Raw genomic sequence first — 23,290 nt, 5'->3', positions numbered from 1 at the left:
GTGGTAGCAGCTTCGCTACCACCCGATCCTTCATCACTTGTCCGTATCTTGCCATTTCCTCACCTCGTCATTGCCCCCGGTTTCAGATCCTATCGAGGCGACAACTAGTCTGACACAGGGGGGCACTCTGGACGCAGCGCCTGACGGCTCAGCATTCAAGCCCCCAGTACAGTGGATCGCCGAACGTGCTCTTGATCTGATCGATGAACAAGCGCACGCGCAAGGGCAGGTGTCGGCGTTGTGGAAATACCGCGTAGATACCCACCGGCGGCGCAGCGTACTCGTCGAGCACCGAGCGTAGCCTCCCGCTGCGCAGATCGTCACCCACCTCCCACACCGACCGCCACGCCAAACCCTTGCCGGCCAGCGCCCATTCGTGCAGGACCGCGCCATCGTTGCACTCGAAAGCCCCTCCTACCTTGCGGTGCACGACGTCACCAGCCAGGGCCTCGCGGAGCGCCCAGCCGCGCTGCTGATCGAGCGACAAGCAGTTGTGCGCCGACAGATCCGCGGGCGTCAGCGGCACGCCGTGACGCGCCAGGTAGTCCGGGCTGGCCACCACCACCCGCCGCATCTCGCCCAGCTTGCTGCTGGCCAGACTGGAGTCGGCCAATTCGCCGATACGCACGGCACAATCGACGCCTTCGTTGAGCAGGTCAACGACGCGGTCGCTCAAGTCCAGTCGCACGCTGACGTCGGGATTTGCGGCCATGAAAGCGGCGACCTGCGGCGCTACGTGACGCCGTCCGAAACCGGCCGGCGCGGACACTTTAAGGTGCCCGCTGGCACGGATGCCGCCGACAGACACCGCCGCTTCGGCGTTCGCCAGTTCGTTGAGAATGCGCTGGCAGTCTTCGAGAAACGCCTGCCCTTCGAAGCTCAGCGACAGCCTGCGCGTCGTGCGCAGCAGCAGCTTTACGCCCAGCCGTGCTTCCAGCGCGTCGAGCCGGCGTCCAATTACCGCTGGCGTGACGGCTTCGACTTGCGCCGCCGCCGACAGACTGCCTCGAGTTGCCGAGTTGACGAAGGCGCGGATCTGTTTGAAGTGATCCATCCTAATGATTACATACCTGAAGTAAAAAATACTTTGATTTTAATCGTTCTTATCTTTCATCACCGTAGGCAATATAATTCGTGCACCGCATCATAAACCTTCGACAGGAGCCACCACATGAGCCTCAATCTGCCCGCTGGAATGCAAATCAACGCACCGATCCAAGCCGCTTACGAAACCGTTCTGACTACCGACGCGCTGGCCCTGGTGGCGAAACTGCACCGTGCCTTCGAAGGGATGCGCCAAGAGTTGCTGCAGGCGCGGGTCGACCGGCAAGCGGCCATTGACGCCGGCGAAGTACCCGACTTCCTGCACGAAACCCGGAGAATACGCGAAGGCGACTGGCGCGTTGCCCCCCTGCCCAAGGCACTCGAGCGCCGCCGGACGGAAATCACCGGCCCGGTTGAAGCCAAGATGGTCATCAACGCCTTCAACTCGGGCGCCGACTCGTACATGGCGGACTTCGAAGACTCCAACAGCCCGAAGTGGGACAACCAGATCCAGGGCCAGGTCAACCTGTACAAAGCCATCCGGCGCGAGCTGTCGTTCGTCAACGAAGCCGGCAAGGAGTACCGCCTGAACGACAACATTGCCACGCTGCAGATTCGTCCGCGAGGCTGGCACCTTGACGAAAAGCACGTGACCGTCGACGGCCGGCGGGTTTCCGGCGGCATTTTCGACTTCGCGCTGGTCTTCTTCCACAACGCCAAGGAACAACTCGCGCGTGGCGCCGGCCCCTACTACTACCTGCCGAAGATGGAATCGCATCTCGAAGCACGGCTGTGGAACGACATCTTCGTCATGGCCCAGGATCACATCGGGCTGCCTCAAGGCACGATCAAGGCGACGGTGCTGGTCGAGACCGTCCTGGCCACCTTCGAGATGGAGGAAATCCTTTACGAACTTCGTGAGCACTCGGCCGGCCTCAACGCCGGGCGCTGGGACTACATCTTTTCGTGCATCAAGAAATTCAAGAAGGACCCGGATTTCTGCCTCGCCAACCGCGCCGCGATCACCATGGAAGTCCCGTTCATGCGCAGCTATGCCCTGCAACTGGTCAAGGTCTGCCACTCGCGCGGCGCGCCCGCGATGGGCGGCATGAGCGCGCTGATCCCGATCAAGAACGATCCGGAGGCCAATGAAAAGGCGCTGGCCGGCATTCGTCACGACAAGGCGCGCGACGCCAATGATGGCTTTGACGGCGGCTGGGTCGCCCACCCCGGTCTGGTCGCGATCGCCGCCGAAGAATTCCAGAAGGTGCTCGGCGATCGCCCGAACCAGTGGGAAAAGCAGCGTCACGAGGTGTTCACGGCCGCTGACTTCCTCGACTTCCAGCCCTCGCAGCCGATCACCGAAGCGGGTGTGCGCAACAACATCAACGTCGGCATCCACTACCTCGGCAGTTGGCTCGCCGGCAATGGCTGCGTGCCGATCCACAACCTGATGGAAGATGCCGCGACGGCGGAAATCTCGCGCTCACAGGTCTGGCAATGGGTGATCTCTCCGAAAGGCGTTCTCGACGATGGCCGCAAGGTCACCGCCGAAATGGTTCGCGGCATGATCGCCGAAGAACTTGCCAAGGTGAAGGCAGCGGTCAGCGCCCAGGGCGAAGATACCGCCACCTACGATCAGGCGGCGGTCATTTTCGACAAGATGTCGCTGACCCCGGACTACCCGGAATTCCTCACCCTGCCGCTTTACGAGGCAATGGACTGAGACCACCTGCCAGCTGCGGATCAGAGCAACCGGCGGCAGCAGAAAGCGGCGTCGCGCCAAGCGGCGCCGGTTTTTTCGTTCAGCAGCCTAACCGACGCGCCGCGCCCCAATCTCGCAGCTCAGGTGTGAGACAATACCGGCGGCCCGATACGCAAGCGTAGCGCCCTTGCGGCTGTACACCAGCGACCGACGTCCCGACCGCATCAGGCATCAGCACATGCCACCTCCAGCCATCAAATAGAAAAACACAATGCCCGATCTCGCTTCGGCCCACTTCTGGATCGCCGTTCTCCAGATCATCGCCATTGATATCCTGCTCGGTGGCGACAACGCGGTAGTCATTGCGTTGGCGTGCCGCAAACTGCCAGCAGCGCAACGCGATAGGGGAATCTTCTGGGGTGTGGTCGGTGCCATTGGGCTGCGCATCTTATTGATCTATTTCGCGCTGCAACTGCTAGCCATCCCTTACCTCAAGATCGTCGGCGGTCTGCTCCTGTTCTGGATAGGCATCAAGCTGGTCATTCCCGAAGACGACAATCCGCACAATGAAGTGGCCGGCAGCGCCACGCTTGCTGGTGCGATCAAGACGATCATCGTCGCCGACGCGGTGATGAGCATCGATAACGTCATCGCGGTCGCCGCGGCGTCGCACGGGTCGATCATCCTGGTGGTCTTCGGTATCGCCGTTTCGATCCCGATCGTCGTCTGGGGCAGCAAGCTGGTGCTCACTCTGATGGATCGCTACCCGGTGGTGATCGTCGCTGGCGGCGGCCTTCTCGGCTGGATCGCCGGCGGCATGCTGCTCACTGACCCGGTGGTACCGCCAGGCTGGCGGGATACCGTCGCGCACAGCACTTACCTGGCTTCAGGGCTGGGCGCGCTGCTGGTCGTCGTGCTCGGGAGATGGCTGGCCAGGCGACATCACTCTGCGGCTGCAAGCGGTGAACTTGCTACCGCCAGCCACCAGAAGCAATCGGAAGGAGAACGGAAATGAACCCCCATTGGCTGGTTCCCGTCGATGGCTCGCTGCCGGCGCTACGCGCTGTGGACCACCTGCTGCGCGAAGTGGCCGACAGCACGATCGCCCCGGCGATCAGCTTGGTAAACGTGCAGGCGCCCTTGCCATCCGAGATCACACGCTTCATCAGCAGCGCGGTCGTCCACGACTACCACCGCGAAACCGGCGAAGCGGCACTGGCCGACGCACGAGCCAGGCTGGAGGAAGCAGGCCTTGCTTATTCCGAGCACATCCTGCTCGGCGAAGCCGCGCCGACCATTGCCGATTACGCCAGGGAGAATGGCTGCACGCTGATCGTCATCGGTTCTCGCGGCCTCGGCTCGGTGGCCGGCATACTACTGGGGTCGGTAACCAGCAGAGTCGTTCATCTGACAGACCTGCCGGTGGTAGTGGTCAAGTAACGCCCGGCTGAGCAAGTGCGTATCGTCCGGGCAGTCGGCCGCAAGCACCACTCGATACGCCCCCACTGGCAAGCCGCGCCTATGGCAACGCGCCGGCTCGCTTACTACAGGACGTAACGCGACAGGTCCTCGTTTTTCGCCAGGTCGGCCAAGCGGCTGTCGACGTAACCGGCATCAATCGCCAGCCTCTCCGGCCCCCCCTGGCCGGCGGAAAACGACACCTCCTCGAGCAATCGCTCCATGACCGTGTACAAGCGGCGGGCGCCGATGTTCTCCGTTCTCTCGTTGACCGACCAGGCGATCTCGGCCAGCCGCCTGACACCGTCGGCAGCAAACGCCAGGGTAACGCCTTCGGTGGTCAGCAGAGCCTCGTATTGTTTGGTCAGGCAGGCATCGGTCTGGGTCAGAATGCACTCGAAGTCGGCAACGGACAAGGAGTCGAGTTCGACACGAATCGGAAAGCGCCCCTGCAACTCGGGAATCAGATCCGATGGCTTCGCCAGGTGGAAAGCGCCACTGGCGATGAACAGTACGTGATCGGTGCGGATCATCCCGTACTTGGTCGACACGGTCGTTCCTTCGACCAGCGGCAGCAAGTCGCGCTGCACCCCCTGGCGCGAGACATCGACCCCGTGGGTCTCGCTGCGCGACGCAATCTTGTCGATTTCATCAAGAAAGACGATGCCGTTCTGTTCGAGATTGCGTATCGCGTCGAGCTTGACCTCCTCGTCGTTGACCAGCTTCGCCGCTTCTTCGTCGATCAGCAAGCGGCGCGCGTCAGAAATCTTCAACTTGCGTGCTTTCCTGCGGCCCCCACCGATGTTCTGGAACATGCCTTGAATCTGCGACGTCAGTTCCTCCATTCCTGGCGGCGCGAAGATCTCGGCCTGCATCGACGGCGCGGCAACCTCGACCTCGATTTCCTTGTCATCCAGTTGGCCCTCGCGCAGCTTCTTGCGGAATTTCTGACGGGTCGTGTTGTCGTCGCTCGGCGGGTTGTCGTTATAGACATTGCTGCGCGCCGATGGCAGCAGAGCCTCAAGAACGCGCTCTTCGGCCGCGTCCTCGGCACGCGCCCGAACGCCCTTCAGCGCTTCCTCGCGGCCACTCTTGACCGCGATCTCGGCCAGATCCCGGATGATTGTTTCGACGTCGCGACCGACATAACCGACCTCGGTGAACTTGCTCGCCTCGACCTTGATGAACGGCGCGTTCGCCAGCCGCGCCAGGCGGCGCGCGATCTCGGTCTTGCCGACGCCGGTCGGACCGATCATCAGGATGTTCTTGGGAGTGATCTCCTGCCGCAACGGCTCGGCGACCTGAGCCCGCCGCCAGCGGTTGCGCAGCGCGATGGCCACCGCTTTCTTGGCTTTGCCCTGGCCAACGATGTGCTTGTCCAGTTCGTAGACGATTTCCTGCGGAGTCATGGACGACATGTTTATTCCAGCACCTCGATGGTCAAGTTCTGATTGGTGTAAATGCATAGATCGCTGGCGATCAGCAGCGACTTGCGGACGATTTCGGCAGGATCCAGCGCGCTGTTTTCAAGCAAGGCGCGCGCAGCCGAGTGCGCAAAAGCGCCGCCCGAGCCAATCGCCACAATCCCGTACTCGGGCTCGACGACATCACCATTGCCCGTGATGATCAGCGAATTGTCGCGGTCGGCGACCGCCAGCATGGCCTCCAGCCGGCGCAGCGCCCGGTCGCTGCGCCAGTCCTTGGCCAGTTCCACGGCGGAGCGCAACAGATTGCCCTGATGCTTGTCGAGTTTCGCTTCGAAGCGTTCAAAGAGGGTGAATGCGTCGGCGGTGCCGCCCGCAAAGCCGGCGAGAATCGCGCCCTGGTGAATGCGTCGAACCTTGCGCGCGCTGGCCTTGATCACCAGGTTGCCGAGCGTCACCTGCCCGTCACCGCCCATCGCCACGCGCGCACCCCGGCGCACGGACAGAATCGTCGTCCCGTGGTACTGATCCATCCAAAACTCCTGTTGTTGGGCTGGTGTTGGCCTAGTTCCTGGCGAGATCGACGTCGGCCACGGCGCGCAGACCAACGACGCGGAACAACTCGGCAAGCAGGTGGTTGGGGTGACGAACAATGATCTGCCGACCGGTCCGTTTGACCGTTGTCAGAACGTTCAGCAGGGCCCCGGCGCTGAGAAAGTCCATCCTCGTCACGGTCGAGCAATCGATCAGCACCGGATCGTTGGCTGCGGCGTAGGCGGCGAGATCGCCAAAACGCGTGCCCTTGACTTCACCCTTGATGACATAGGCCTCGGCCAGCAAGTGGTCCGCAGCGGCCAGGATCAGCGGCGAAGGTTCGGCCTCCTGGACGCGATCGAATTCCCAGGAGGGCGGCGAGATCTCGAAGTTCACGGCGTAGTCGATCGCCATTTCCTCGAACAATTCAAACTGCCCGCGCAGCTGGCAAAGCTCCAGCTTCAGCAACCAGCACGCACGGTTCTCCGGTAGGGCGGGCGCGATCCGACGATCGAGCAGAGTTGCAAGCTGGTCACGGCCCAGCAGGTCGATCTCGCCCTTGCTCCTGCGTGCCTGCTGCAGCATGGCCAGAAGACGTTCACAGCCGGCCGCGTCGAGCTGCCGCACCTTCGACAGGTCAAGGCGAAGCTGCGGGCTCTTCTTGAGTGCCGACTGCAGGATTTCGAAACCGGCATCGTTGTCGCCGGTCAGGTCGCCCTTGAACAAGACCGTTCCCAACACCTTCGCCTGCGCCGCCACCGGCGCAGCAGCGTTTCGCCAGATCGGCGGCGACTTCTCGAAGGATTGTGCGTAGTCGACTGCCAGGGTCTCGAAAGGAACTTTCTTGCCGGTCATCCGGAAGAGGTCGAATAGCATCAGCCACAGACGCTCGCCCGCACCCGAGCGGTGCACCCGTGTCGAATTCTCGAGCAACGCCCGGACCACATCGTCCTGACCATTGGCAAAGAGCATTGCTGCTTCTTCGGCCTCGGCATCAATGGGGTCGCTTTCGGTTTCGATCTGGAACTCGGCGGCAAGCTCGCTGAAAACGAACTCGCTGAGATCGAGCGGTGGACCGTCGGCAGTAGGCACCGGCGATGAAAAGGGGAGATCCTCACGGGCCAGGCCGACCGGTACAGCTGGCGGCGAATTCAGGGTATCGTCCGGCTGCCCACCGGCAGCCGTGCCACGCGCGTCGTGTGGCCGTGGAACGGCCGCTGGCCGGGCAACCATTTTCTTTTCCGGCGGCTGCTTCTTGAAAAACGAAAAAACCATGGGCGAAAAGGGCCACGAGTGACTTGGCGATAAATTCATCTTGTAACACATCGTCCGGCGCACTGCAATTTGAATCCCGGCCGACCGCGGCCCGGCCGCGTCGACCTTCACTTCCTGCAGGCGCGATCGCCGGCGCCTGCCAACGCTCGACAACGCCAGCGCGTCATCCACCATCCCGCTGCGCGGCAGTCCCGCAAAACATCCTGAAAGCCTTCTCGACGACCTCGCGTGCGAGGGCGCGGACGATGAACACCAGCCGTGTGCCATGATCTTCGTCCGGCCAAGCGGGCAGCACCGATTCCGGGTAACGAATGTGCTGAACGCAGTGCACAACACGCGGGGCGCTTTCTCCCACAACGCCGACCAGGCCCTTGACGCGCAGGATCCGTTCGCCGCAGGTGGCGAGCAGGAGGTCGATCGCCTCAGCAAACTCCGGCCAGGCAAGAGGCGGTTCGAAGCGCAAGACGAAGGCATGGACGAGGGCGTCGTGGTGCGTGACATCGTGCTGTCGGGGCATTTCCCCACCGGCGCGGGTAGCCGCAACCTTTTCCTCGGCCAACCAGCGGCGAACGTCGGCGCCCCTGACGGCCGGATCATAAAGACCACAGCCGATGACCTGCTCCGCGCCAATCACCCCATGGCGCACTTCGATCTGCGGCGCACCCGGGTTGACGCGCGTCAGCCGCCCCGCCACCCGGGCAATCTCTTCGGGCTTTGCCAGATCGCACTTGGTGAGCAGCAGGCGATCGGCCATCGCAACCTGCCTGACTGCCTCGAAATGACGGGCAAGCTGAAGATCGGCGTGCGTGACGTCAACCGCAGTCGCGACCCCATCGATGCGATAGCGTTCGGCAATGAAGAAATCCTCAAGCAGGGTGTACAACACCGGCGCCGGATCAGCCAGGCCGGTGGTTTCGATCAACACCCGCGAGAAGGCCGGGATCTCGCGCCGCAACCGGCGCATGAACAGGTCGCGCAGGCCACCTGACAGCTCGCCGCGCACGCTGCAACACAGGCAGCCCGACGCCAGGACCACGAGGTGGTCGTCGATCTTGTCCACCAGGTGATGGTCGACGGCGACGGCGCCGAACTCATTGATGAGCACCGCGGCGTCGGCCAGTGCCGACTGCCGCAACAGCTGGTTGAGCAAGGTCGTCTTGCCGGCACCGAGAAAGCCGGCCAGGACGGTCACCGGAATCGCCCGCTGCGGGTCTATTGCCGGCACTGCCGGTGTCCATGGGAAGCGGTCGCGCCGGAATCGCACACCAGATTAGCGCCAGTCGCGTGGCTGAGCGGCACTACCAAAGCAAACCTCATTGGCCCATACCGGCGCACTGGGCGCAACGCCCACGCAGATCGAGTTCGATACGTGACAAGGCAAATCCCGCGGGCAGGCTGGGAGCTGTCGGCGGTGCGGCCTCAAGACAGAAGACGCGCCCACAGTCTTCGCAACGAAAATGCGTATGCGCCGCATGCTCACCGGCAGCGGCGGCCGAAAAACGGAACAGGCGCTGCGCATCGGTCTGGCGATGCGCCAGACCACGTTCCACCAGCCAGTCGAGGACGCGATAGAGGGTGACGCGGTCGAGTGCCAGCTCGCCGAGCGCTTGCTCGATCTCGTGATGGCTCAATGCTGCCGGTGCAACTCGCAGCAGCAACAGGACGCGGACGCGTGCCGGCGTCGCGCGCGCGCCCGCCTGGCGAATCAGCAGAGCGACGCGCTCAGCTTCGGCCAGCCTATCGAACGAGGGAGCAGCGACGGTCGTCATGACCGTAAATTTAAGCACAGCCAGAGCACAGACGCTACACGGTTGCAGTATTCGCGTGCCGCCGCGCGCTCCCGATGCGACAGGCAAGCGTAAGGTTTGCCGTTCGTCCGACGACCACCGCACATCCAGCGCACAACTGCCGTCGCGCCATTCCATTATTCAATCATTCAGGAGAAGGCCATGTCTTCCGCCAGCAGATGGGCATCAGCGGTCGCTGCCCTGAGCCTGCTCGGCCTCGCCCATGCAGCGGCCGCCGAGCCAGTGCGCTGCGTCAAGCAAAGTCAGGCGCACCGCGTCGCGCTGGTCGAACTGTACACCTCCGAAGGTTGCAGCAGTTGCCCACCGGCAGACCGCTGGCTGGGGGAACTGTCGCAGCGCTTTTCGGACGAACAGCTGCTGGCCTTGTCGCTGCACGTTGATTACTGGGACTACATCGGCTGGCAGGATCCCTTCGCCCAGCCACGCTTCGCGGAGCGGCAACGATGGCTTACGAGTCTGGCGGCGGCCAGCACGATCTACACGCCAGAAGTATTCACCAACATGAAGGAGACTCGCGGATGGCACCAACACGCGCCTTTTGCCGCGCAGGTCGAAGCCATCAACCGCTTGCCGGCAGCTGCCGAGATCACGCTGCAGATGCAGAAGGCCGGAGACACGGCGCTCGATCTGGAAGCTCGCTTCTCGCTGCGCAAGGGGTTTCGTTCGGGGCGGACGGCCGAGGCGATCGTGGTGGTCTTTGAAAACGAGCTGCGCAGCGACGTTCGAGCCGGCGAGAACCGCGGCGCCCGACTGCAGCACCAACGAGTCGTGCGCTACTGGTCAACGGCCATCGCCCTGAGTGCTCCCGACACGCAGACGGTCTGGCGCCAGACCGTGAAGCTGCCGGCGGGCTGGCAGCGTGAAAAGCTGGGGCTGGCCGCCTTTGTTCAGGACCCACAGGCTGGCGAGGTGCTGCAGGCGATAGCGATGACCGGCTGCGCCGGGCAGCAGTCCGCGGGTGGGATCAACAGTTAGAGCAGTCAATCTTCGATGGAGAACGCAATGAATCGTCGTCAAACACTGAAATGGCTGGGCGGCTTGTCCGCCTTCATGCTTCCGGTTACCGCTCCTGGCCCGACCTGGGCCAGTGCCGGCGCTGGCGCCGGGCTACAGAAATCGAAAGCCGAATGGGCGGCGCTACTGCCGCCAGCGTCGTATCGCGTGCTCTTCGAGGAGGATACCGAACGCGCCGGCAGCAGCCCTCTGAACCAGGAGAAGCGTGACGGAACATTCGTCTGCGCCGCCTGCTACCTGCCGCTGTTCGACAGCTCGACCAAGTACGAGAGTGGTACCGGCTGGCCCAGCTTCTGGCAGCCTCTGCCGGCCGCCGTTGCCACCAGGACCGACTTCAAGCTGATTTATCCACGTACCGAGTACCACTGCTCACGCTGCAGCGGGCATCAGGGCCACGTCTTCAATGACGGCCCCAAGCCTACCGGCAAGCGCTACTGCAACAACGGTGTCGCGCTGCGCTTCGTACCACGCGACGAGAGGCTACCGGAGCTGCGGACATGAGCATCCGTCTGCCCCTGGCCGCGATGGCCACGCTGTTGCTGCTGCTCGGCGGTCGTGCCGCGGCAACTGACCTGCCCGCTGGCAAGACCGCCGCTGGCAGCACGGCGATTTTCGCCGGTGGCTGCTTCTGGTGCAGCGAGGCCGATTTCGAGAAGGTACCGGGAGTGATTGCCGTAGAGTCCGGCTATACCGCCGGCCAGACCGTCAACCCGACCTACGAACAGGTCAGTTCGGGAACCACCGGCCACACCGAGGCGGTGCGCGTTTTCTACGATCCGCAGAAGGTCAGTTATGCGCAGCTGGTCGAATACTTCTGGCACCACAGCGACCCAACGGTCAAGAACCGGCAGTTCTGCGACGTCGGCAGCCAGTACCGCAGCGGCATCTACTGGCAGACGGAAGGCGAGCGCAAGATCGTCGAAATGAGCCGCGACGCTCTGCTGGCCAGCGGCAAGCTGCCGCGCATCGAGACCGAGATTGCCGCCGCAACGACCTTCTATCCGGCCGAGGAGTACCACCAGGACTACTACAAGAAGAATCCGATCCGCTACGCCTACTACCGCAGCGGCTGCGGCCGCGACATGCGGATCCAGAAAATTTGGGGTGGCAGCTAGCTGGCCTCGATCGCGGCGGCGCTGCGACCGGCGGTCACCGCCTGCCGCAGCGCAGTCAATCGACCTGGCAGAGCAGGCCCTTGAGGTATTCGCCTTCGCTGAAATGCAGCGCCACCGGGTGGTCCGGCGGTGCTGCCAGGCGGCGCAGGATGCGTGCGTCGCAGCCGGCGGCAACGGCCGCATCGGCGACGATCTCCTGGAAGTGTTCGCGGCGAATACCGCCCGAACACGAGTAGCTCATCAGCAAGCCGCCCGGATTGAGCAGGCGAAAGCCGAAGACGTTGATATCCCGGTAGGCGCGTGCGGCGGCCGCGGCGTGCGCGCCCGAGGGCGCGAACTTGGGCGGATCGAGAATGACCAGGTCGAAACACCGACCGTCGCTCTTGAGCTCGCGCAGAAAACTGAAGACGTCGGCCTCGCGCCACTCGGCGCGGCTGGCGTCGAGTTGCGGGTTGAGCTGCAGGTTGTCGACGGCGGTCGCCAGCGCCGGACCCGAGGAGTCGACCGACAGCACGCTGCTGGCGCCACCGGCCAGCGCCTGCAGCGAAAAGCCGCCGGTGTAACAGAAACAGTTTAGCGTCGCCCGGCCGGCAGCCAACTCGCGGGTCAGCAGGCGGTTGTCGCGCTGGTCGAGATAGAAACCGGTCTTGTGCCCGGCGACGATATCGACCTTGAGCCGGAGACCGTTTTCGTCGATTACCAGCGCCTCGTCGGCGGCGTCGCCGAGCAGCCAGCCGCTCACCGGTTCGAGTCCCTCGAGCCGGCGCACGTCGGAATCGGAGCGCTCGTAGATGCGTGCGCAGCCGGTCGCCCGCTGCACGGCGGCAACGATCGCCCGCCGCCACTTGTCGGAGCCGGTGGCGGTCAGCTGCAGCACCACGCTGTCGCCGTAACGATCGGCGATCAGTCCCGGCAGGCCGTCAGACTCGCCGTGAATCAGCCGCAGGCCGTCCTGTCCGCGCAATTCGGGCATCCACTGCCGACGTTGCACCGCCGCCTGGATGCGCCGCTTGAAAAACGCGTCATCGATGATTTCGTTGGCGTCGAAGCTCCACACCCGCGCACGAATCTTCGATTCCGGACTCCACGCCGCCTTCGCCAGCGGCCGGCCGTTGGCCGCCACGACGTCGACGGTATCGCCCGGCCGGGCGCGACCGCGCAAACCATCGACCGAAGCGGCAAAGATCCACGGGTGGCGGCGGGCGAGCGAGCGGTCCTTGCCCGGCAGAAGAACGAGTTGAGCCATGCTGGCGTTCCGGTGTTCAGCGCCCGGCAGCGCAACCGGGCGACAGGGTGGTGAATCATGAGCAACGCAGTGTACCAGTGTTGCACGACATGCTCCCCGCACCTGCGCGTCGAACGCCGGACGGCGGGAAGATCCTGGCGGCTGACCGAGTCCCTGCCCGACAGCGCTGCCGCGCTTTTTGAGCACCATCAACGAATGCTCTGGCCGGAAGCTCCTATAATCAACCGCCGTACGCCGCCCCCCACCGATGGAGCCCTGATGAAACGTCTGACTTTGCTCGCCACGCTGAGCTTGCTTGCCTGGCCGGCGGCCGCCACACCCGAAGAAGGGCTCTCGGCAATCGGGGACTTGGGACAACTGAACGGTCAGGCACTGGCCTGCGGCAACATGAGCGTCGCCAGCCAGGCGAAGAAACTGGTCATCGCGCACGCGCCGAAGACCCGCAACTATGGCGAGGTCTTCGAAGAACAGACCAACGCCGCGTTCCTCAGGCAGGGCAAGGATCACGCCGAGTGCCCGACGGACGAGGACTTTGCCGGCGCACTGCGCAGCCTGTCGAACCGTTTGCAGGTCGCCCTGCCAGCGCCGCCGCCAGCAAACCAGGCCGCAGGCCGATGAGGAGTCTGCTCCTGGCCTTGCTGACCGCCTGTCTCGCGCTGCCGGCGGCGGCCGCCGATGGGGCGGCGGAGCCGGCCAGCGCCGGCGCGGCGCAGCCACCCGGTGGCCGCTACCTGCTGATGGACGTCAACGGACGGGCGGTCAGCAACGAGGACTTCCCGGGGCAGTTCCAGCTGCTCACCTTCGGCTACACCTTCTGCCCCGACATCTGCCCGACGACGCTGGCCGAGATGGCGGTGGTCCTCAACAGCCTGGGCAAGGACGCCGCCCGTTTGCAGGCGCTGTTTGTCACCGTTGACCCGGAGCGCGACACGGCCGGCGCTCTGCGCCCCTACGTCGCCTTCTTCGACGAACGGATCATCGGCCTGACCGGTTCGCCCGCACTCGTCCGGAAAGCCGCCGACGCCTTCAATGTACGCTACGAAAAAGTCAGGGAACCAGGCGCTCCAGCAGAACAGTATGCGGTGGACCACTCTGCCGGGATGTTCCTGCTCGGCCCGGACGGTGACTACATCCGGAAGTTTGCTTACGCCATGCCGCCGGTCGAGATCGCCAGGCGGATTCGCGAGCTGATGGCCCAGGCACCCTCCCGTCGGCAAGCCGGACTCTTGGCGCCGGTGGGCGAGTAGCCATCGGCTCCGGCAGAACATCCTGGCGCGCAGCAAGAACTCAGCCGCTTCGTCGTCAGCGAGCCCTACGTGCGACAGCGACCCGGCTGGCCGGCAGAAATTCGCCCACTATTACGAGGAGAAGAACGCCATGAGATCAGCGTCGATTGCCTTTGCCCTGCTGCTGCCGGCCTTGGTCGCCAGTGCCACCGAAACACTGCCCTGCCCGCTGCTTGCCAGCGCCATCCAGGTCGGCAACTGCCCTGACGAGGCTGGACTGCAGTACACCTTTACCGGCTACTGTAGCGATAACCGGCGGATGTACGAGCAGGATGCAGAGGTGTGCACCGATTACCAGCAATACCGGAAGCTCAAGAACGTCGCCCACTGGGAATCGGCGGACGGCGCCTTCAACGCGTACCTCTCGTGCGACTTGCCGGCAGAGCAGATCAGGGCCGCTCGCGCGTCCCGGATGACGATCGCCAAACGGGGACAGATCAGCCTGCTGGCGTGCCACTACGGTGAAGACAACAGCATCAGCTTCACCTATCGCTCGCGGCTGCAATGCAAGGTCGTGGGCGATGGCCACTGCGCGCCAGCGGCGGCCTGCCAGGCCATCTGCGAATGAGGTCAGTTCCGCACGCGCAGACGGGAGAGCCGCTTCGGCGATGGCAGCAGCGCTAGCCGGGAGGCTAACCCCGCGGCTTCCGGGCCTAGCTCCAGCCAGCGCTGCCAGGACCACTCGCGGCAGCTGACACCCGAGACCGGCGATCCGGAACAAGGTCCGCAGGGTACGCCGCGAGCACCCAGCAACGCACAACGCAACGCGGCGCATACCAGAGGTACGCGCCGCGCGTGTTACAGGCACCGACAAGTCAGATCTTGGGCTTGGTCGGAGTGCTCATTTCAGTCTGCCCATCCTTGGCCTTATCAGCCGAGCAGGCGACAGCAGTTGCACTTGATAGCGCCAGCGCCAAGGCCATCAGGCCGGCGGTGAGGTTCCTCATACGCATCTCCCGGTAACTGCCGAAATTGGCAAGGCCAATGTAAGCCGATGCCGTCCCGAAAACAAGCCCAATCGTCTAATGGGTTTTCAGCACAGCTTGACGACGATGTCGTCCAGCGCGTTGGCGGCGTCGGCCACGCGGTCGCCAGCGTTGGACATGTGACGATAGGTCTCTCGCCGCTTGAACATGTTAAGGTAGTCGTCACCCTGAAAGAGCTCGACAATCGCTCGCCGATAGGCTTTCTCGACCGTGCGCTCGGCTTTCCGTGCGGCGGCGGCATCAACGCCCGACGCTGCCGGATCGGTCGCCAGGCGACCGAAACCCCGGGCCAGCGCGTCGGCGCCTTCCTTCAGGTGCAGCGCCATTTCGAGGCTGTACTTGTCGGGTTGCAGGCCCAGCACGTCCATCTCGACCACCGTCGACTTGCAGTAGTTGACGATGTCGTCGAGGGTCATGATGGCACGGTGGATGTCTTCACGGTCGATCGGCGTCGAAAACGCTTCGGCGAGGACGCCGAGGTTGCTGGCCTTCATCCGGTCGGCCTGATGCTCGTCGGCGCGGACTCTCTGGCTGACCGCGACGTCGCCGGTCTCCATGAACTCGACCAGCAGGCGAGTGGTCTCCGCGGCGTTGGTGCTCTGCTCGGCTAGCATGCCGAAAAAGTCGGCAACGGTCGGGAAAACGCGCTCGTACAGACGGCGAAAGATTGGCTTGTTGGCGGCGGTGCTTTGATTATCTTCCATGGTTCATCTCCTCAGGTGGTCTGGCCAAGCATGATTCTGGTAATGGCGTAAATGACGATTGACGTGAGAGCCGACGCCGGGATGGTGATCACCCAGGTCTTGGCGATGTCCTTCGCCTTCTTCCAGCGGACGGCGCGTGGGCGTTCGGAATAGCCGATGCCCATGATCGAGGTGGCGACGACGTGGGTGGTCGACACCGGCGCGCCGATCATCGAAGCCGAAAAGATCAGCAGCGCCGAAGTCAGCTGCGAGTCGAAAGCGTGCAAGGGGCGAACGCGATAGATGGCGAAACCCAGGGTACGCACGATGCGCCAACCACCGGACATGATGCCCAGGGTGATCGCCGCCGCGCAAGACAGCACCACCCAGAACGGCACCTCGAACTTCGGAATAAAACCGCCCAGCAACAATACGAGCGTGAGCATGCCCATGCTCTTCTGCGCGTCGTTGGCGCCGTGCGAGAACGCCAGCCCGGCGGCGGTAACGAATTGCATCTTGCGCAGAGTGGCGTTGGCGGTCGGTTTGGCACCAGCGAGCAAGCGACGCCCCAGGCGGTGAATCGCAAAACCGACCCAGAAACCGAGCAGGGGCGAGATAAACAGCGCCAGCAGCACCTTCATCACGCCAGTCAGCTTGCCCGCGGTCATCAGTTCGTGAAAGCCCCAGATCACGTGCGAAGAGCCAACCGCCGCCACCACCGCTCCGGCCAGGCCACCGACCAGCGCATGCGACGAAGAAGACGGAATGCCGAGCCACCAGGTCGCCAGGTTCCAGACGATCGCCCCGAGCAGCCCGCAGAACATGATCAGCACGGCAAGCTGCGGTTCAACGTCGGACAGATCGACGAACTTGCCGATGGTGTTGGCAACCGCCGTCCCGCCCAGCAAAGGCCCCATGAACTCGAAGAAACCGACGATCAAAACCGCCTGTACCGGCGTCATCGCCCGCGACGCGATGACCGTCGCGACGATGTTCGCCGCATCATGAAAGCCGTTGGTGTAGTCGAAGATCAAGACCACCACCACCGTGGCCACAGCCAACCAGAGCAAAGTATCCATACGCACCCTTCTTGTAAAAAAGGCCTCTGCGGACCTCTGCTTGTGAAAAGTGGGCGGATTAAGCACGAAAATCGAAGTTTGTACACCTTCTGTTAGCATTCGCACCATCGAACGGGTCTCTTTAGGATAAATCATGCGCCTGGATGATCAGAGCGAAAGTCGCAACGTCGAGGACCGGCGCGGTGGCATCGGGCGCGGCGGCGCCGGCCTCGGGGTCGGCACCCTGGTGATCGCGCTCGCCGCGAGTTACTTTTTCGGTATCGATCCGGCGGTGATTCTCGGACTGGCGTCAGGGCCCGGTGGCCCCTCGCCGGCAGGCAGCTCGGCGCAGCGGCCACCGGCCAACGATTCGGCCGCACGCTTCGTCAGCAAGGTGCTCGGCAGCACCGAAACCGCCTGGCAAACCATCTTCCAGGAGGCCGGACAGCGCTACCGGGAACCGAAGCTGGTCCTGTTCACTGGCGCCACACCGACCGCCTGCGGCAGTGGTCAGTCGGCAATGGGCCCCTTCTATTGCCCGTCCGATCAGAAAGTCTATATCGACCTCGCCTTCTTCCGTGATCTCAAGGACCGCTTTCACGCCCCTGGCGAGTTCGCGCAGGCTTACGTGATCGCGCACGAGGTTGGCCACCACGTCCAGAACCTGCTGGGCATTTCGGACAAGGTGCACGCGGCGCAGCGGCGTAGCGGCAAGCAGGCCGCCGCCAATGCCCTATCGGTGCGACTGGAGCTGCAGGCCGACTGCTTCGCTGGCGTCTGGGGCCACAGCGCCAACAACATGCAGCGGATCCTCGAACCAGGCGAGATCGAGCAGGCACTGGCGGCAGCCTCGGCCATCGGCGATGATCGGCTGCAACGGCAAACGCAGGGACAGATCGTGCCGGAATCGTTCACCCACGGGACTTCCACGCAACGCGTACGCTGGTTCAAGCGGGGCATGGACAGCGGCGATGTCCGCCAGTGCGACACCTTCAGCGCGGCGTCGCTTTAGGGGGCAGATCGATGGCCAGGGAGACTCTGCCCAAGCTCGCATGGATCTGTTCGGGGCTGCTGCTTGGCGTGTTGCAGCCGTCGCCGGCACAGGCCTCCCTGCCCGCGGACGCCAGCGTGCCGGGTGGCGTGGCGCTGATTCCTCTTGGCCCGGTCGCACCTGACGCCGGCCGGCCGCGCGCCTGGCTCGGCGAGCGGCAGGTGTTGATCGCCGCCGAGAAGGGTCGGTGGGTGGCAGTCGTCGGATTGGCGCTGGATATCGCTCCCGGCACGCACCGGCTACGTGTGCAAATGACCAGCGAAACCAGCGGACAGGCGGCGGGACGAGCGGTGGAAAACACGCGCCTGCTGCCCTTCGAGGTCCATGCCAAGGACTATCCGGTACAGCGGATCACCCTCAAGGACAGCAGCAAGGTGCAGCTCTCGGCCAGCGATCTGGCGCGCGTCGAAGGCGAGCTGGCCACCCTGCAGCGGCTGAAGCAGCATTGGCGCGACACGGAGGATACCGACACGGACTTCATTCTGCCAGCACAAGGGCGGCAAACCGGGCGCTTCGGTGTCCGCCGCTTTTTCAATGGCGAGCCACGCTCACCGCACGCCGGGTTCGATATCGCGGTCGCGCGTGGCGTCGCCGTCAAGGCCAACGCCCGCGGCCAGGTGCTGTCCGTAGATGACTACTTCTTCAATGGCAAGACGGTGCTGGTCGATCACGGCAATGGTCTGATCAGCATGTACTGCCACCTCGACCGCAGCACGGTAGAGGCTGGCGAGGTCGTAGCCAAGGGGCAACGGATCGGATTCTCCGGAATGAGCGGTCGCGCCACCGGCCCGCACCTGCACTGGAGCGTGATTCTCAATGGCGCCCTGGTGAACCCGGATCTGTTTGTCGCCAGGTCAGGCCAGGCTCGCTGACCGGATCACTTGCTGGATCCGCGTCGCCACTGGCTCGCCAAGCATTTGCCGATGCACCCGTTCAAGCAGCGGGCAGCGTCTTGCCCCGCTCGTCGGCGGTGCGGGCCGAATTGGCACGATGCGGGCAGTCGGGCTTGCTGCATTCGGCGTACAGGTACAACGCGTGTTCGCGAATGATGAAGCCACGGTCCTTGGCGACCCGCGTTTGCCGGCGCTCGATCTCGCCGTCGTAGAATTCCTCGACGCGCCCGCAATCGATGCATACCAGGTGATCATGGTGCTGCCCGGCGCTCAACTCGAAAACCGCCTTGCCTGATTCGAAATAGTGGCGTTCGAGCAGGCCGGCCTGTTCGAACTGGGTAAGGACGCGATAAACGGTTGCCAGACCCACATCCAGATTTTCGGCCAGCAGCAGCCGATAGACATCCTCTGCCGTCAGATGACGAACCTCGGTCTTCTCGAACAGCGCGAGAATCCTCAGGCGAGGAAGGGTAGCTTTCAGCCCCATGCTCTTGAGGTTGTCTGAGTTGCTCATCGGCGTACCTTGATAGGCTGCAAAGGGAGTGGCTTCTTTTCGGTTATGATATACCGTCGTCCGCGCCAGTGACCAAGGGAAGCAACATCGCGTCGGCGCCGGACTCGATCCGGCTGCCGGCAAATGCTCCCCGACGGCCACCCGCTCGCTGCCGATCGTTCACTCAACTCCAACCGACCAGAACATGATCTTCCCGCGACTCGCCACGACCGTCCTTGTCCTCTGCGCGCTTTCCGCCTGCTCGACGGTCCCGAGGATCATCACCGAATACCGGATCGACGTGCAGCAGGGAAACGTCCTGACCCAGGAAATGGTTGCGCAGTTGCGTCCCGGCCTCAGCAAGGATCAGGTACGTTTCATTCTCGGCACGCCGGTGCTGGTGGATATGTTCCACCTCAACCGCTGGGATTACTTCTATTGGCTGAAAAAGGGCAATTCGGCAACCGCCGAAACACGCCGGTTCTCGGCCTTCTTTGACGACGACGGCAAGCTGCTGCGGGTCACCGGCGACGTCACCGCTGCCGAACCGACCGACGCCGACACGGCTCCGGAAAGCCGGATCCGGGAAATCGACCTGGGCTCGCTACCAGCCGATGGCACCACCAGCATGCCTCCTCCCGACGAGAAAGGCTTTTTCGGCAAGATCATCGACAGCGTGGGGCTGTGAAATGAACGCATTGAGGATAGCGGTCGCGGGTGCTGGCGGCCGGATGGGACGAATGCTGATCGAAGCGACGCTGAACGATGGCCATGCGACGCTGGCGGCGGCGCTCGACCAGCCAGGTGCCGCGGCACTCGGCAAGGATGCCGGCGAAATGGTCGGCACCCCCTGCGGCGTACTGGTCAGCAGCGATGCCGAGGCGGGGATCGCCCAGGCCACCTGCCTGATCGATTTCACCCGGCCTGAAGGCACCCTGCAGCACCTCGAAATCTGCCGCTGCCATGGCACGGCGATGGTCATCGGCACCACTGGCTTCGATGCCCATGGCAGGGAGGCGATCACCGCTGCCGCGCGCGACATCCCGATCGTCTTTGCGCCAAACATGAGCGTCGGCGTCAACGTGGTGTTCAAGCTGCTCGACCTGGCGTCGCGGATCATGGATCAGGGCTACGACATCGAGATCGTCGAAGCGCACCACCGGCACAAGATCGATGCCCCGTCGGGAACCGCCCTGCGCATGGGAGAAGTCGTTGCGCAAGCGCTCGGTCGCGATCTCCAGGAGTGCGCCATCTATGGTCGGCAAGGTGTCACCGGCGAGCGGCAGCAGTCGACCATCGGCTTTGCCACGATCCGCGGCGGCGACATCGTCGGCGATCACAACGTCATGTTTTGTGGGCTCGGCGAGCGTCTCGAGATCGGCCACAGGGCGAGCAGTCGCATGCCCTATGCCCTGGGCAGCCTGCGCGCGGCCCACTTCCTGGCGAGCAAGCCGTGCGGCTTGTTCGACATGCAGGACGTCCTCGGCCTGCGCTGAAGCACCACCAGCCCTCCGACAGCACGCACCGTGGCGCTGCAGAATCCGCAACTGGTTCGCAAGCTCGCGAAGGTACTAGGCGAAGCTCCGGAGCGCCGTCTCGAGCAGCTGCTGACCGCGCTTGCCCGGCAAGCTCCTGAACTGGCGACAACCGTCACCGGCCTTCTCGCAGCGTCCGACAGTCTGGTTTCCAAGTATGCCCGCCTGCACGGCGTGCAAGCCGAGATATCGGGTGACGCCTTTTCCGACTGGCATATCGAGCACGGCCGCATCGAGTCCGGCCGCGGCTGGAAGACACTGCTCGGCTATGCTGAGGATGAATTCGCCGACACCATGGCCGCGTGGCGCACACTGGCCCACCCCGACGATCTGAAGACATTCGACGCGGTCGTCGCGGCACACACCCAGGGAAAATCACCGACTTTCCAGAGCACCTGCCGGATGCGCACCAAGAGCGGCCGCTGGACATGGCTGTTGCTGAGAGGGCGCATCATCGCCCACGATGGACACGGCCAACCTTCGCGGCTGCTGCTGCTGCAACGCGACATCACCGCCTTCAAGGAGGCCGAGGAAGCCGCGCTGGTCGCCAAGGATGCCGCCGAAGCGGCCAACCGGGCACGCGGCACCTTTCTGGCCAACATGAGCCATGAAATTCGTACGCCGATGAACGGCATCATCGGCATGACCGACCTGGCGCTCGATACGCAACTCGACGCCGAGCAGCGGCACTACCTGAAAACGGTCAAGTCCTCGGCCGAGTCACTGCTCGCGATCGTCAACGACATCCTTGATTTTTCCAAGATCGAAGCCGGCAAGCTGCACTTTGACCAACTGCCTTTTTCCTTGTCCAATCTGGTCTTCGAGGCCGCCCGCGCGCAGGCGGTGACGGCCCACAAGAAAGGCCTGGAACTCGTCGTCTCGGTTGCTCACGACGTCCCCGCCCGGGTAATTGGCGATCCCGCGCGACTCCGTCAGGTACTCGCCAATCTGGTCGGGAATGCGATCAAGTTCACCGAGCGTGGCCAGGTCGAGGTGACCGTATCGGTCGATGAGCAGCTGGTCGGATCGGTGCTGCTCCGCTTTGCCATTCGCGATACAGGCATCGGCATCCCGACGGCGTGGCAGGCAGCCATCTTCGAGGCATTCTCACAGGCCGACGATTCGACCACGCGGCGCTTCGGAGGCACCGGGCTGGGGCTGACGATCTGTGGTCACCTGATTCAGATGATGAACGGCCGGCTGTGGCTGGAAAGCGTCGAAGGCAAGGGTTCATGCTTCTGCTTCACGGCACGGTACGGCGTCGATTCGAGCGTCGTCACGGCCGCTCCGGTCGCCCAGCTCGGCGGTCAGCGCGCGCTGCTTCTCGAACACCATCCCGCGGTGGCGGCGCAGCTTGCCGGACTGCTCGCGGAATGCGGCATCGAGGTTTCGGCGATCGACGACCCGGCAAGGGCCGAACGGGCGATCAAGAAGTCACGCGCAGTCGGCTTCCCGTACGACTACGTGCTGATCGATGCCCTGATGCCACCGCCCGGAGGGCTGGCTCTGGTCGAGTCATGGCACGGTAGCGCGTGCCCCGAGAAGCTGATCGTCCTGCTCACGACCGAACAGCAGCGGCAAGACCTCGAACGCCTGCGCGCCCTCAATGTCGGCACGCACCTCATCAAGCCGATTGCCCCTGACGACCTGCTCGCCGCGCTGACGCTGCTCTCCGGCACCGCCGACGAAGCGTCGCCGATCCTGGCGCCTTTCGACTTCGAAGTGAATGCCGCGACCCCCGACCACCGGCGCATCGCGGCCTTGCTGGTCGAAGACAACCCGGTCAATCAGGAACTGGCGAGACGCCTGCTGGAGAAGCGTGGCTACCAGGTCACCCTGGCCAACAACGGCGCCGAGGCGGTTGATTGCTTCGAAAGGCAGACCTTCGATCTGATTCTGATGGACATGCAAATGCCGGTGATGGGCGGGATCGAGGCAACCGAATCGATTCGCGCGCGAGAGATGCGGCGTAGCTGGGTCGTTTCTCACGAGTTCAGGTCGGTGACCATCATCGCCATGACCGCCAACGCCATGGAAGGCGACCGCGAACGTTGCCTGGACGCGGGAATGAACGATTACGTGGCCAAGCCGATCAGGCCGCAGGAACTGTACGCAGCCATCGATCGCTGTCTGATGCAGGGAAACAGCAATGAGCCGGCGCCGCCCTTGCCGGGTGAAGAGGTCACCACGACCTCGCTCGACCTGGCGGCGGCAGCCCGCGACCTGGGTGATCGCGAGCTGTTGCTGACCATGGCCGGAATGCTGCTCGCCGAATGGCAGACACACCTGACGCGGATCCAGTCGAGCCTGCAGGCCATGGACGCGTCGCAGTTGACGATGGCTGCGCACACCCTGAAAAGCCTGCTGGCGATGTTTCACGCCGAGAAGGCGCGACGCCTGGCGCTCGACATCGAGCGTGCCACCGCCCCGTCGTCCGGCAGCGCAGTCGATTGGCCTCGCTGTGCGCAACTCGCCGGCGCGCTGACTCGGGAAATGGATCGGCTGAAGCCACAGCTGGACCGTTTCGTGCGCGGCGATCAGACCGTCTAGGGCCGCATCCGCGCGCTCGCTCCAGCCCCGCGCTGGCCGGGGAACCACCGTCGCAAGCGTGTAATCCGCAGCGGCAACGCCCACAAAGAGGTGCGCTCCGGTATAATCCCTCGGCTTGCGACGATCCGAGCG

Annotated in this window: 25 protein-coding genes; 14 read left to right on the top strand and 11 right to left on the bottom strand. The window is 63.8% G+C overall.

The annotated features are described in order from the left end of the window. Window positions 1-148: 148 nt before the first annotated feature. The gene (locus tag Q1L50_RS18770) at window positions 149-1,054 is read right to left on the bottom strand and encodes a LysR family transcriptional regulator (protein WP_300341730.1); all 906 of its coding nucleotides are present in this window, start codon (window positions 1,052-1,054) and stop codon (window positions 149-151) included. A gap of 117 nt (window positions 1,055-1,171) precedes the next feature. On the opposite strand from Q1L50_RS18770, the gene aceB reads away from it, so the two are divergent. The 3 genes from aceB (at window position 1,172) to Q1L50_RS18755 (ending at window position 4,189) form a co-directional block, all read left to right on the top strand. Then, on the top strand, window positions 1,172-2,770 hold the full coding sequence (gene aceB, locus Q1L50_RS18765; protein WP_300341729.1) for a malate synthase A: 1,599 nt from the start codon (window positions 1,172-1,174) through the stop codon (window positions 2,768-2,770). Between the two features lie 250 nt (window positions 2,771-3,020). Further along, entirely contained in the window at window positions 3,021-3,764 is a 744-nt protein-coding gene (locus Q1L50_RS18760) for a TerC family protein (protein WP_300341728.1), read from the top strand. Further along, window positions 3,761-4,189, top strand: coding sequence for a universal stress protein (locus Q1L50_RS18755; RefSeq protein WP_300341727.1), 429 nt, complete (start codon window positions 3,761-3,763; stop codon window positions 4,187-4,189). The genes Q1L50_RS18760 and Q1L50_RS18755 overlap by 4 nt, the downstream gene beginning before the upstream one ends. 104 nt (window positions 4,190-4,293) lie before the next feature. Here the strand turns inward: Q1L50_RS18755 and hslU are convergent, their stop codons facing one another. The 5 genes from hslU to Q1L50_RS18730 all read right to left on the bottom strand — a co-directional run bounded on the left by hslU (window position 4,294) and on the right by Q1L50_RS18730 (window position 9,209). Continuing rightward, the gene (gene hslU / locus Q1L50_RS18750; RefSeq protein WP_300341725.1) at window positions 4,294-5,625 is read right to left on the bottom strand and encodes an ATP-dependent protease ATPase subunit HslU; all 1,332 of its coding nucleotides are present in this window, start codon (window positions 5,623-5,625) and stop codon (window positions 4,294-4,296) included. Window positions 5,626-5,627: 2 nt separating this feature from the next. After that, complete coding sequence (gene hslV, locus Q1L50_RS18745; protein ID WP_300341723.1) at window positions 5,628-6,164, bottom strand: ATP-dependent protease subunit HslV; 537 nt, start codon at window positions 6,162-6,164, stop codon at window positions 5,628-5,630. 31 nt (window positions 6,165-6,195) lie between these two features. Continuing rightward, window positions 6,196-7,398 (bottom strand): STAS domain-containing protein, encoded by a 1,203-nt coding sequence (locus tag Q1L50_RS18740; RefSeq protein WP_300341721.1) that lies wholly within the window; start codon window positions 7,396-7,398, stop codon window positions 6,196-6,198. Window positions 7,399-7,603: 205 nt separating this feature from the next. Beyond that, a complete protein-coding gene (locus Q1L50_RS18735; RefSeq protein ID WP_300341720.1) occupies window positions 7,604-8,665 on the bottom strand; it encodes a GTP-binding protein in 1,062 nt (353 codons plus the stop codon). 88 nt (window positions 8,666-8,753) lie between these two features. Next, entirely contained in the window at window positions 8,754-9,209 is a 456-nt protein-coding gene (locus Q1L50_RS18730) for a transcriptional repressor (protein WP_300341719.1), read from the bottom strand. A gap of 180 nt (window positions 9,210-9,389) precedes the next feature. Between Q1L50_RS18730 and Q1L50_RS18725 the strand changes: the two genes are divergently transcribed. Genes Q1L50_RS18725 through msrA form a run of 3 tightly spaced genes read left to right on the top strand, consistent with a single transcriptional unit; the run spans window position 9,390 to window position 11,377 of the window. Continuing rightward, window positions 9,390-10,223, top strand: a complete 834-nt coding sequence (locus Q1L50_RS18725; RefSeq protein ID WP_300341718.1) for a thioredoxin family protein — start codon at window positions 9,390-9,392, stop codon at window positions 10,221-10,223. A 27-nt stretch (window positions 10,224-10,250) separates the two neighbouring features. Continuing rightward, the gene (gene msrB, locus Q1L50_RS18720) at window positions 10,251-10,763 is read left to right on the top strand and encodes a peptide-methionine (R)-S-oxide reductase MsrB (RefSeq protein ID WP_300341717.1); all 513 of its coding nucleotides are present in this window, start codon (window positions 10,251-10,253) and stop codon (window positions 10,761-10,763) included. Then, window positions 10,760-11,377 carry a peptide-methionine (S)-S-oxide reductase MsrA gene (msrA, locus tag Q1L50_RS18715; RefSeq protein WP_300341715.1) on the top strand — a complete coding sequence of 206 codons (618 nt, stop codon included), beginning with the start codon at window positions 10,760-10,762 and terminating at the stop codon, window positions 11,375-11,377. Before msrB ends, msrA begins: the two co-directional genes overlap by 4 nt. Before the next feature lie 55 nt (window positions 11,378-11,432). Here msrA and Q1L50_RS18710 read toward each other — a convergent pair whose 3' ends face one another. Then, on the bottom strand, window positions 11,433-12,623 hold the full coding sequence (locus tag Q1L50_RS18710; protein WP_300341713.1) for a class I SAM-dependent rRNA methyltransferase: 1,191 nt from the start codon (window positions 12,621-12,623) through the stop codon (window positions 11,433-11,435). Between the two features lie 258 nt (window positions 12,624-12,881). Between Q1L50_RS18710 and Q1L50_RS18705 the strand changes: the two genes are divergently transcribed. The 3 genes from Q1L50_RS18705 to Q1L50_RS18695 all read left to right on the top strand — a co-directional run bounded on the left by Q1L50_RS18705 (window position 12,882) and on the right by Q1L50_RS18695 (window position 14,477). Beyond that, on the top strand, window positions 12,882-13,241 hold the full coding sequence (locus tag Q1L50_RS18705; RefSeq protein ID WP_300341711.1) for a hypothetical protein: 360 nt from the start codon (window positions 12,882-12,884) through the stop codon (window positions 13,239-13,241). Further along, window positions 13,238-13,870 (top strand): SCO family protein, encoded by a 633-nt coding sequence (locus Q1L50_RS18700; protein WP_300341709.1) that lies wholly within the window; start codon window positions 13,238-13,240, stop codon window positions 13,868-13,870. Before Q1L50_RS18705 ends, Q1L50_RS18700 begins: the two co-directional genes overlap by 4 nt. Before the next feature lie 130 nt (window positions 13,871-14,000). Then, the gene (locus Q1L50_RS18695; protein WP_300341708.1) at window positions 14,001-14,477 is read left to right on the top strand and encodes a hypothetical protein; all 477 of its coding nucleotides are present in this window, start codon (window positions 14,001-14,003) and stop codon (window positions 14,475-14,477) included. Between the two features lie 247 nt (window positions 14,478-14,724). Here the strand turns inward: Q1L50_RS18695 and Q1L50_RS18690 are convergent, their stop codons facing one another. The 3 genes from Q1L50_RS18690 to Q1L50_RS18680 form a co-directional block, all read right to left on the bottom strand. Further along, window positions 14,725-14,856 (bottom strand): hypothetical protein, encoded by a 132-nt coding sequence (locus tag Q1L50_RS18690; protein ID WP_300341706.1) that lies wholly within the window; start codon window positions 14,854-14,856, stop codon window positions 14,725-14,727. A gap of 86 nt (window positions 14,857-14,942) precedes the next feature. Further along, on the bottom strand, window positions 14,943-15,599 hold the full coding sequence (locus Q1L50_RS18685; RefSeq protein WP_300341704.1) for a DUF47 family protein: 657 nt from the start codon (window positions 15,597-15,599) through the stop codon (window positions 14,943-14,945). Window positions 15,600-15,610: 11 nt separating this feature from the next. Further along, complete coding sequence (locus Q1L50_RS18680) at window positions 15,611-16,657, bottom strand: inorganic phosphate transporter (protein WP_300341702.1); 1,047 nt, start codon at window positions 16,655-16,657, stop codon at window positions 15,611-15,613. Window positions 16,658-16,790: 133 nt separating this feature from the next. Here Q1L50_RS18680 and Q1L50_RS18675 point away from each other — a divergent pair, with 133 nt between their 5' ends. Next, entirely contained in the window at window positions 16,791-17,648 is an 858-nt protein-coding gene (locus tag Q1L50_RS18675) for a neutral zinc metallopeptidase (RefSeq protein ID WP_300341700.1), read from the top strand. 11 nt (window positions 17,649-17,659) lie between these two features. Continuing rightward, on the top strand, window positions 17,660-18,559 hold the full coding sequence (locus Q1L50_RS18670) for a M23 family metallopeptidase (protein ID WP_300341698.1): 900 nt from the start codon (window positions 17,660-17,662) through the stop codon (window positions 18,557-18,559). Between the two features lie 61 nt (window positions 18,560-18,620). On the opposite strand, the gene fur is transcribed toward Q1L50_RS18670, so the two are convergent. Beyond that, window positions 18,621-19,094 (bottom strand): ferric iron uptake transcriptional regulator, encoded by a 474-nt coding sequence (fur, locus tag Q1L50_RS18665; protein WP_300341696.1) that lies wholly within the window; start codon window positions 19,092-19,094, stop codon window positions 18,621-18,623. A 184-nt stretch (window positions 19,095-19,278) separates the two neighbouring features. Between fur and bamE the strand changes: the two genes are divergently transcribed. Genes bamE through Q1L50_RS18650 form a run of 3 tightly spaced genes read left to right on the top strand, consistent with a single transcriptional unit; the run spans window position 19,279 to window position 23,158 of the window. After that, a complete protein-coding gene (bamE, locus tag Q1L50_RS18660) occupies window positions 19,279-19,761 on the top strand; it encodes an outer membrane protein assembly factor BamE (protein ID WP_300341694.1) in 483 nt (160 codons plus the stop codon). Between the two features lies 1 nt (window position 19,762). Continuing rightward, window positions 19,763-20,569, top strand: coding sequence for a 4-hydroxy-tetrahydrodipicolinate reductase (gene dapB, locus Q1L50_RS18655; protein ID WP_300341692.1), 807 nt, complete (start codon window positions 19,763-19,765; stop codon window positions 20,567-20,569). Between the two features lie 30 nt (window positions 20,570-20,599). Further along, complete coding sequence (locus Q1L50_RS18650) at window positions 20,600-23,158, top strand: response regulator (RefSeq protein WP_300341690.1); 2,559 nt, start codon at window positions 20,600-20,602, stop codon at window positions 23,156-23,158. Window positions 23,159-23,290 lie beyond the last annotated feature (132 nt).

This window comes from Accumulibacter sp. (assembly GCF_029255145.1).
GTDB lineage: Bacteria > Pseudomonadota > Gammaproteobacteria > Burkholderiales > Rhodocyclaceae > Accumulibacter.
The sequence above is the reverse complement of the archived record's forward strand: the minus strand, read 5'-3'. Positions and strand labels throughout refer to the sequence as shown.

Excerpts from the sequence above, each read along its gene's own strand:
- Q1L50_RS18770 (WP_300341730.1), bottom strand. The coding sequence starts at position 1,054 with ATGGATCACTTCAAACAGATCCGCGCCTTCGTCAACTCGGCAACTCGA.
- aceB (WP_300341729.1), top strand. The coding sequence starts at position 1,172 with ATGAGCCTCAATCTGCCCGCTGGAATGCAAATCAACGCACCGATCCAA.
- Q1L50_RS18760 (WP_300341728.1), top strand. The coding sequence starts at position 3,021 with ATGCCCGATCTCGCTTCGGCCCACTTCTGGATCGCCGTTCTCCAGATC.
- Q1L50_RS18755 (WP_300341727.1), top strand. The coding sequence starts at position 3,761 with ATGAACCCCCATTGGCTGGTTCCCGTCGATGGCTCGCTGCCGGCGCTA.
- hslU (WP_300341725.1), bottom strand. The coding sequence starts at position 5,625 with ATGTCGTCCATGACTCCGCAGGAAATCGTCTACGAACTGGACAAGCAC.
- hslV (WP_300341723.1), bottom strand. The coding sequence starts at position 6,164 with ATGGATCAGTACCACGGGACGACGATTCTGTCCGTGCGCCGGGGTGCG.
- Q1L50_RS18740 (WP_300341721.1), bottom strand. The coding sequence starts at position 7,398 with ATGGTTGCCCGGCCAGCGGCCGTTCCACGGCCACACGACGCGCGTGGC.
- Q1L50_RS18730 (WP_300341719.1), bottom strand. The coding sequence starts at position 9,209 with ATGACGACCGTCGCTGCTCCCTCGTTCGATAGGCTGGCCGAAGCTGAG.
- Q1L50_RS18725 (WP_300341718.1), top strand. The coding sequence starts at position 9,390 with ATGTCTTCCGCCAGCAGATGGGCATCAGCGGTCGCTGCCCTGAGCCTG.
- msrB (WP_300341717.1), top strand. The coding sequence starts at position 10,251 with ATGAATCGTCGTCAAACACTGAAATGGCTGGGCGGCTTGTCCGCCTTC.
- msrA (WP_300341715.1), top strand. The coding sequence starts at position 10,760 with ATGAGCATCCGTCTGCCCCTGGCCGCGATGGCCACGCTGTTGCTGCTG.
- Q1L50_RS18710 (WP_300341713.1), bottom strand. The coding sequence starts at position 12,623 with ATGGCTCAACTCGTTCTTCTGCCGGGCAAGGACCGCTCGCTCGCCCGC.
- Q1L50_RS18705 (WP_300341711.1), top strand. The coding sequence starts at position 12,882 with ATGAAACGTCTGACTTTGCTCGCCACGCTGAGCTTGCTTGCCTGGCCG.
- Q1L50_RS18700 (WP_300341709.1), top strand. The coding sequence starts at position 13,238 with ATGAGGAGTCTGCTCCTGGCCTTGCTGACCGCCTGTCTCGCGCTGCCG.
- Q1L50_RS18695 (WP_300341708.1), top strand. The coding sequence starts at position 14,001 with ATGAGATCAGCGTCGATTGCCTTTGCCCTGCTGCTGCCGGCCTTGGTC.
- Q1L50_RS18690 (WP_300341706.1), bottom strand. The coding sequence starts at position 14,856 with ATGAGGAACCTCACCGCCGGCCTGATGGCCTTGGCGCTGGCGCTATCA.
- Q1L50_RS18685 (WP_300341704.1), bottom strand. The coding sequence starts at position 15,599 with ATGGAAGATAATCAAAGCACCGCCGCCAACAAGCCAATCTTTCGCCGT.
- Q1L50_RS18680 (WP_300341702.1), bottom strand. The coding sequence starts at position 16,657 with ATGGATACTTTGCTCTGGTTGGCTGTGGCCACGGTGGTGGTGGTCTTG.
- Q1L50_RS18675 (WP_300341700.1), top strand. The coding sequence starts at position 16,791 with ATGCGCCTGGATGATCAGAGCGAAAGTCGCAACGTCGAGGACCGGCGC.
- Q1L50_RS18670 (WP_300341698.1), top strand. The coding sequence starts at position 17,660 with ATGGCCAGGGAGACTCTGCCCAAGCTCGCATGGATCTGTTCGGGGCTG.
- fur (WP_300341696.1), bottom strand. The coding sequence starts at position 19,094 with ATGAGCAACTCAGACAACCTCAAGAGCATGGGGCTGAAAGCTACCCTT.
- bamE (WP_300341694.1), top strand. The coding sequence starts at position 19,279 with ATGATCTTCCCGCGACTCGCCACGACCGTCCTTGTCCTCTGCGCGCTT.
- dapB (WP_300341692.1), top strand. The coding sequence starts at position 19,763 with ATGAACGCATTGAGGATAGCGGTCGCGGGTGCTGGCGGCCGGATGGGA.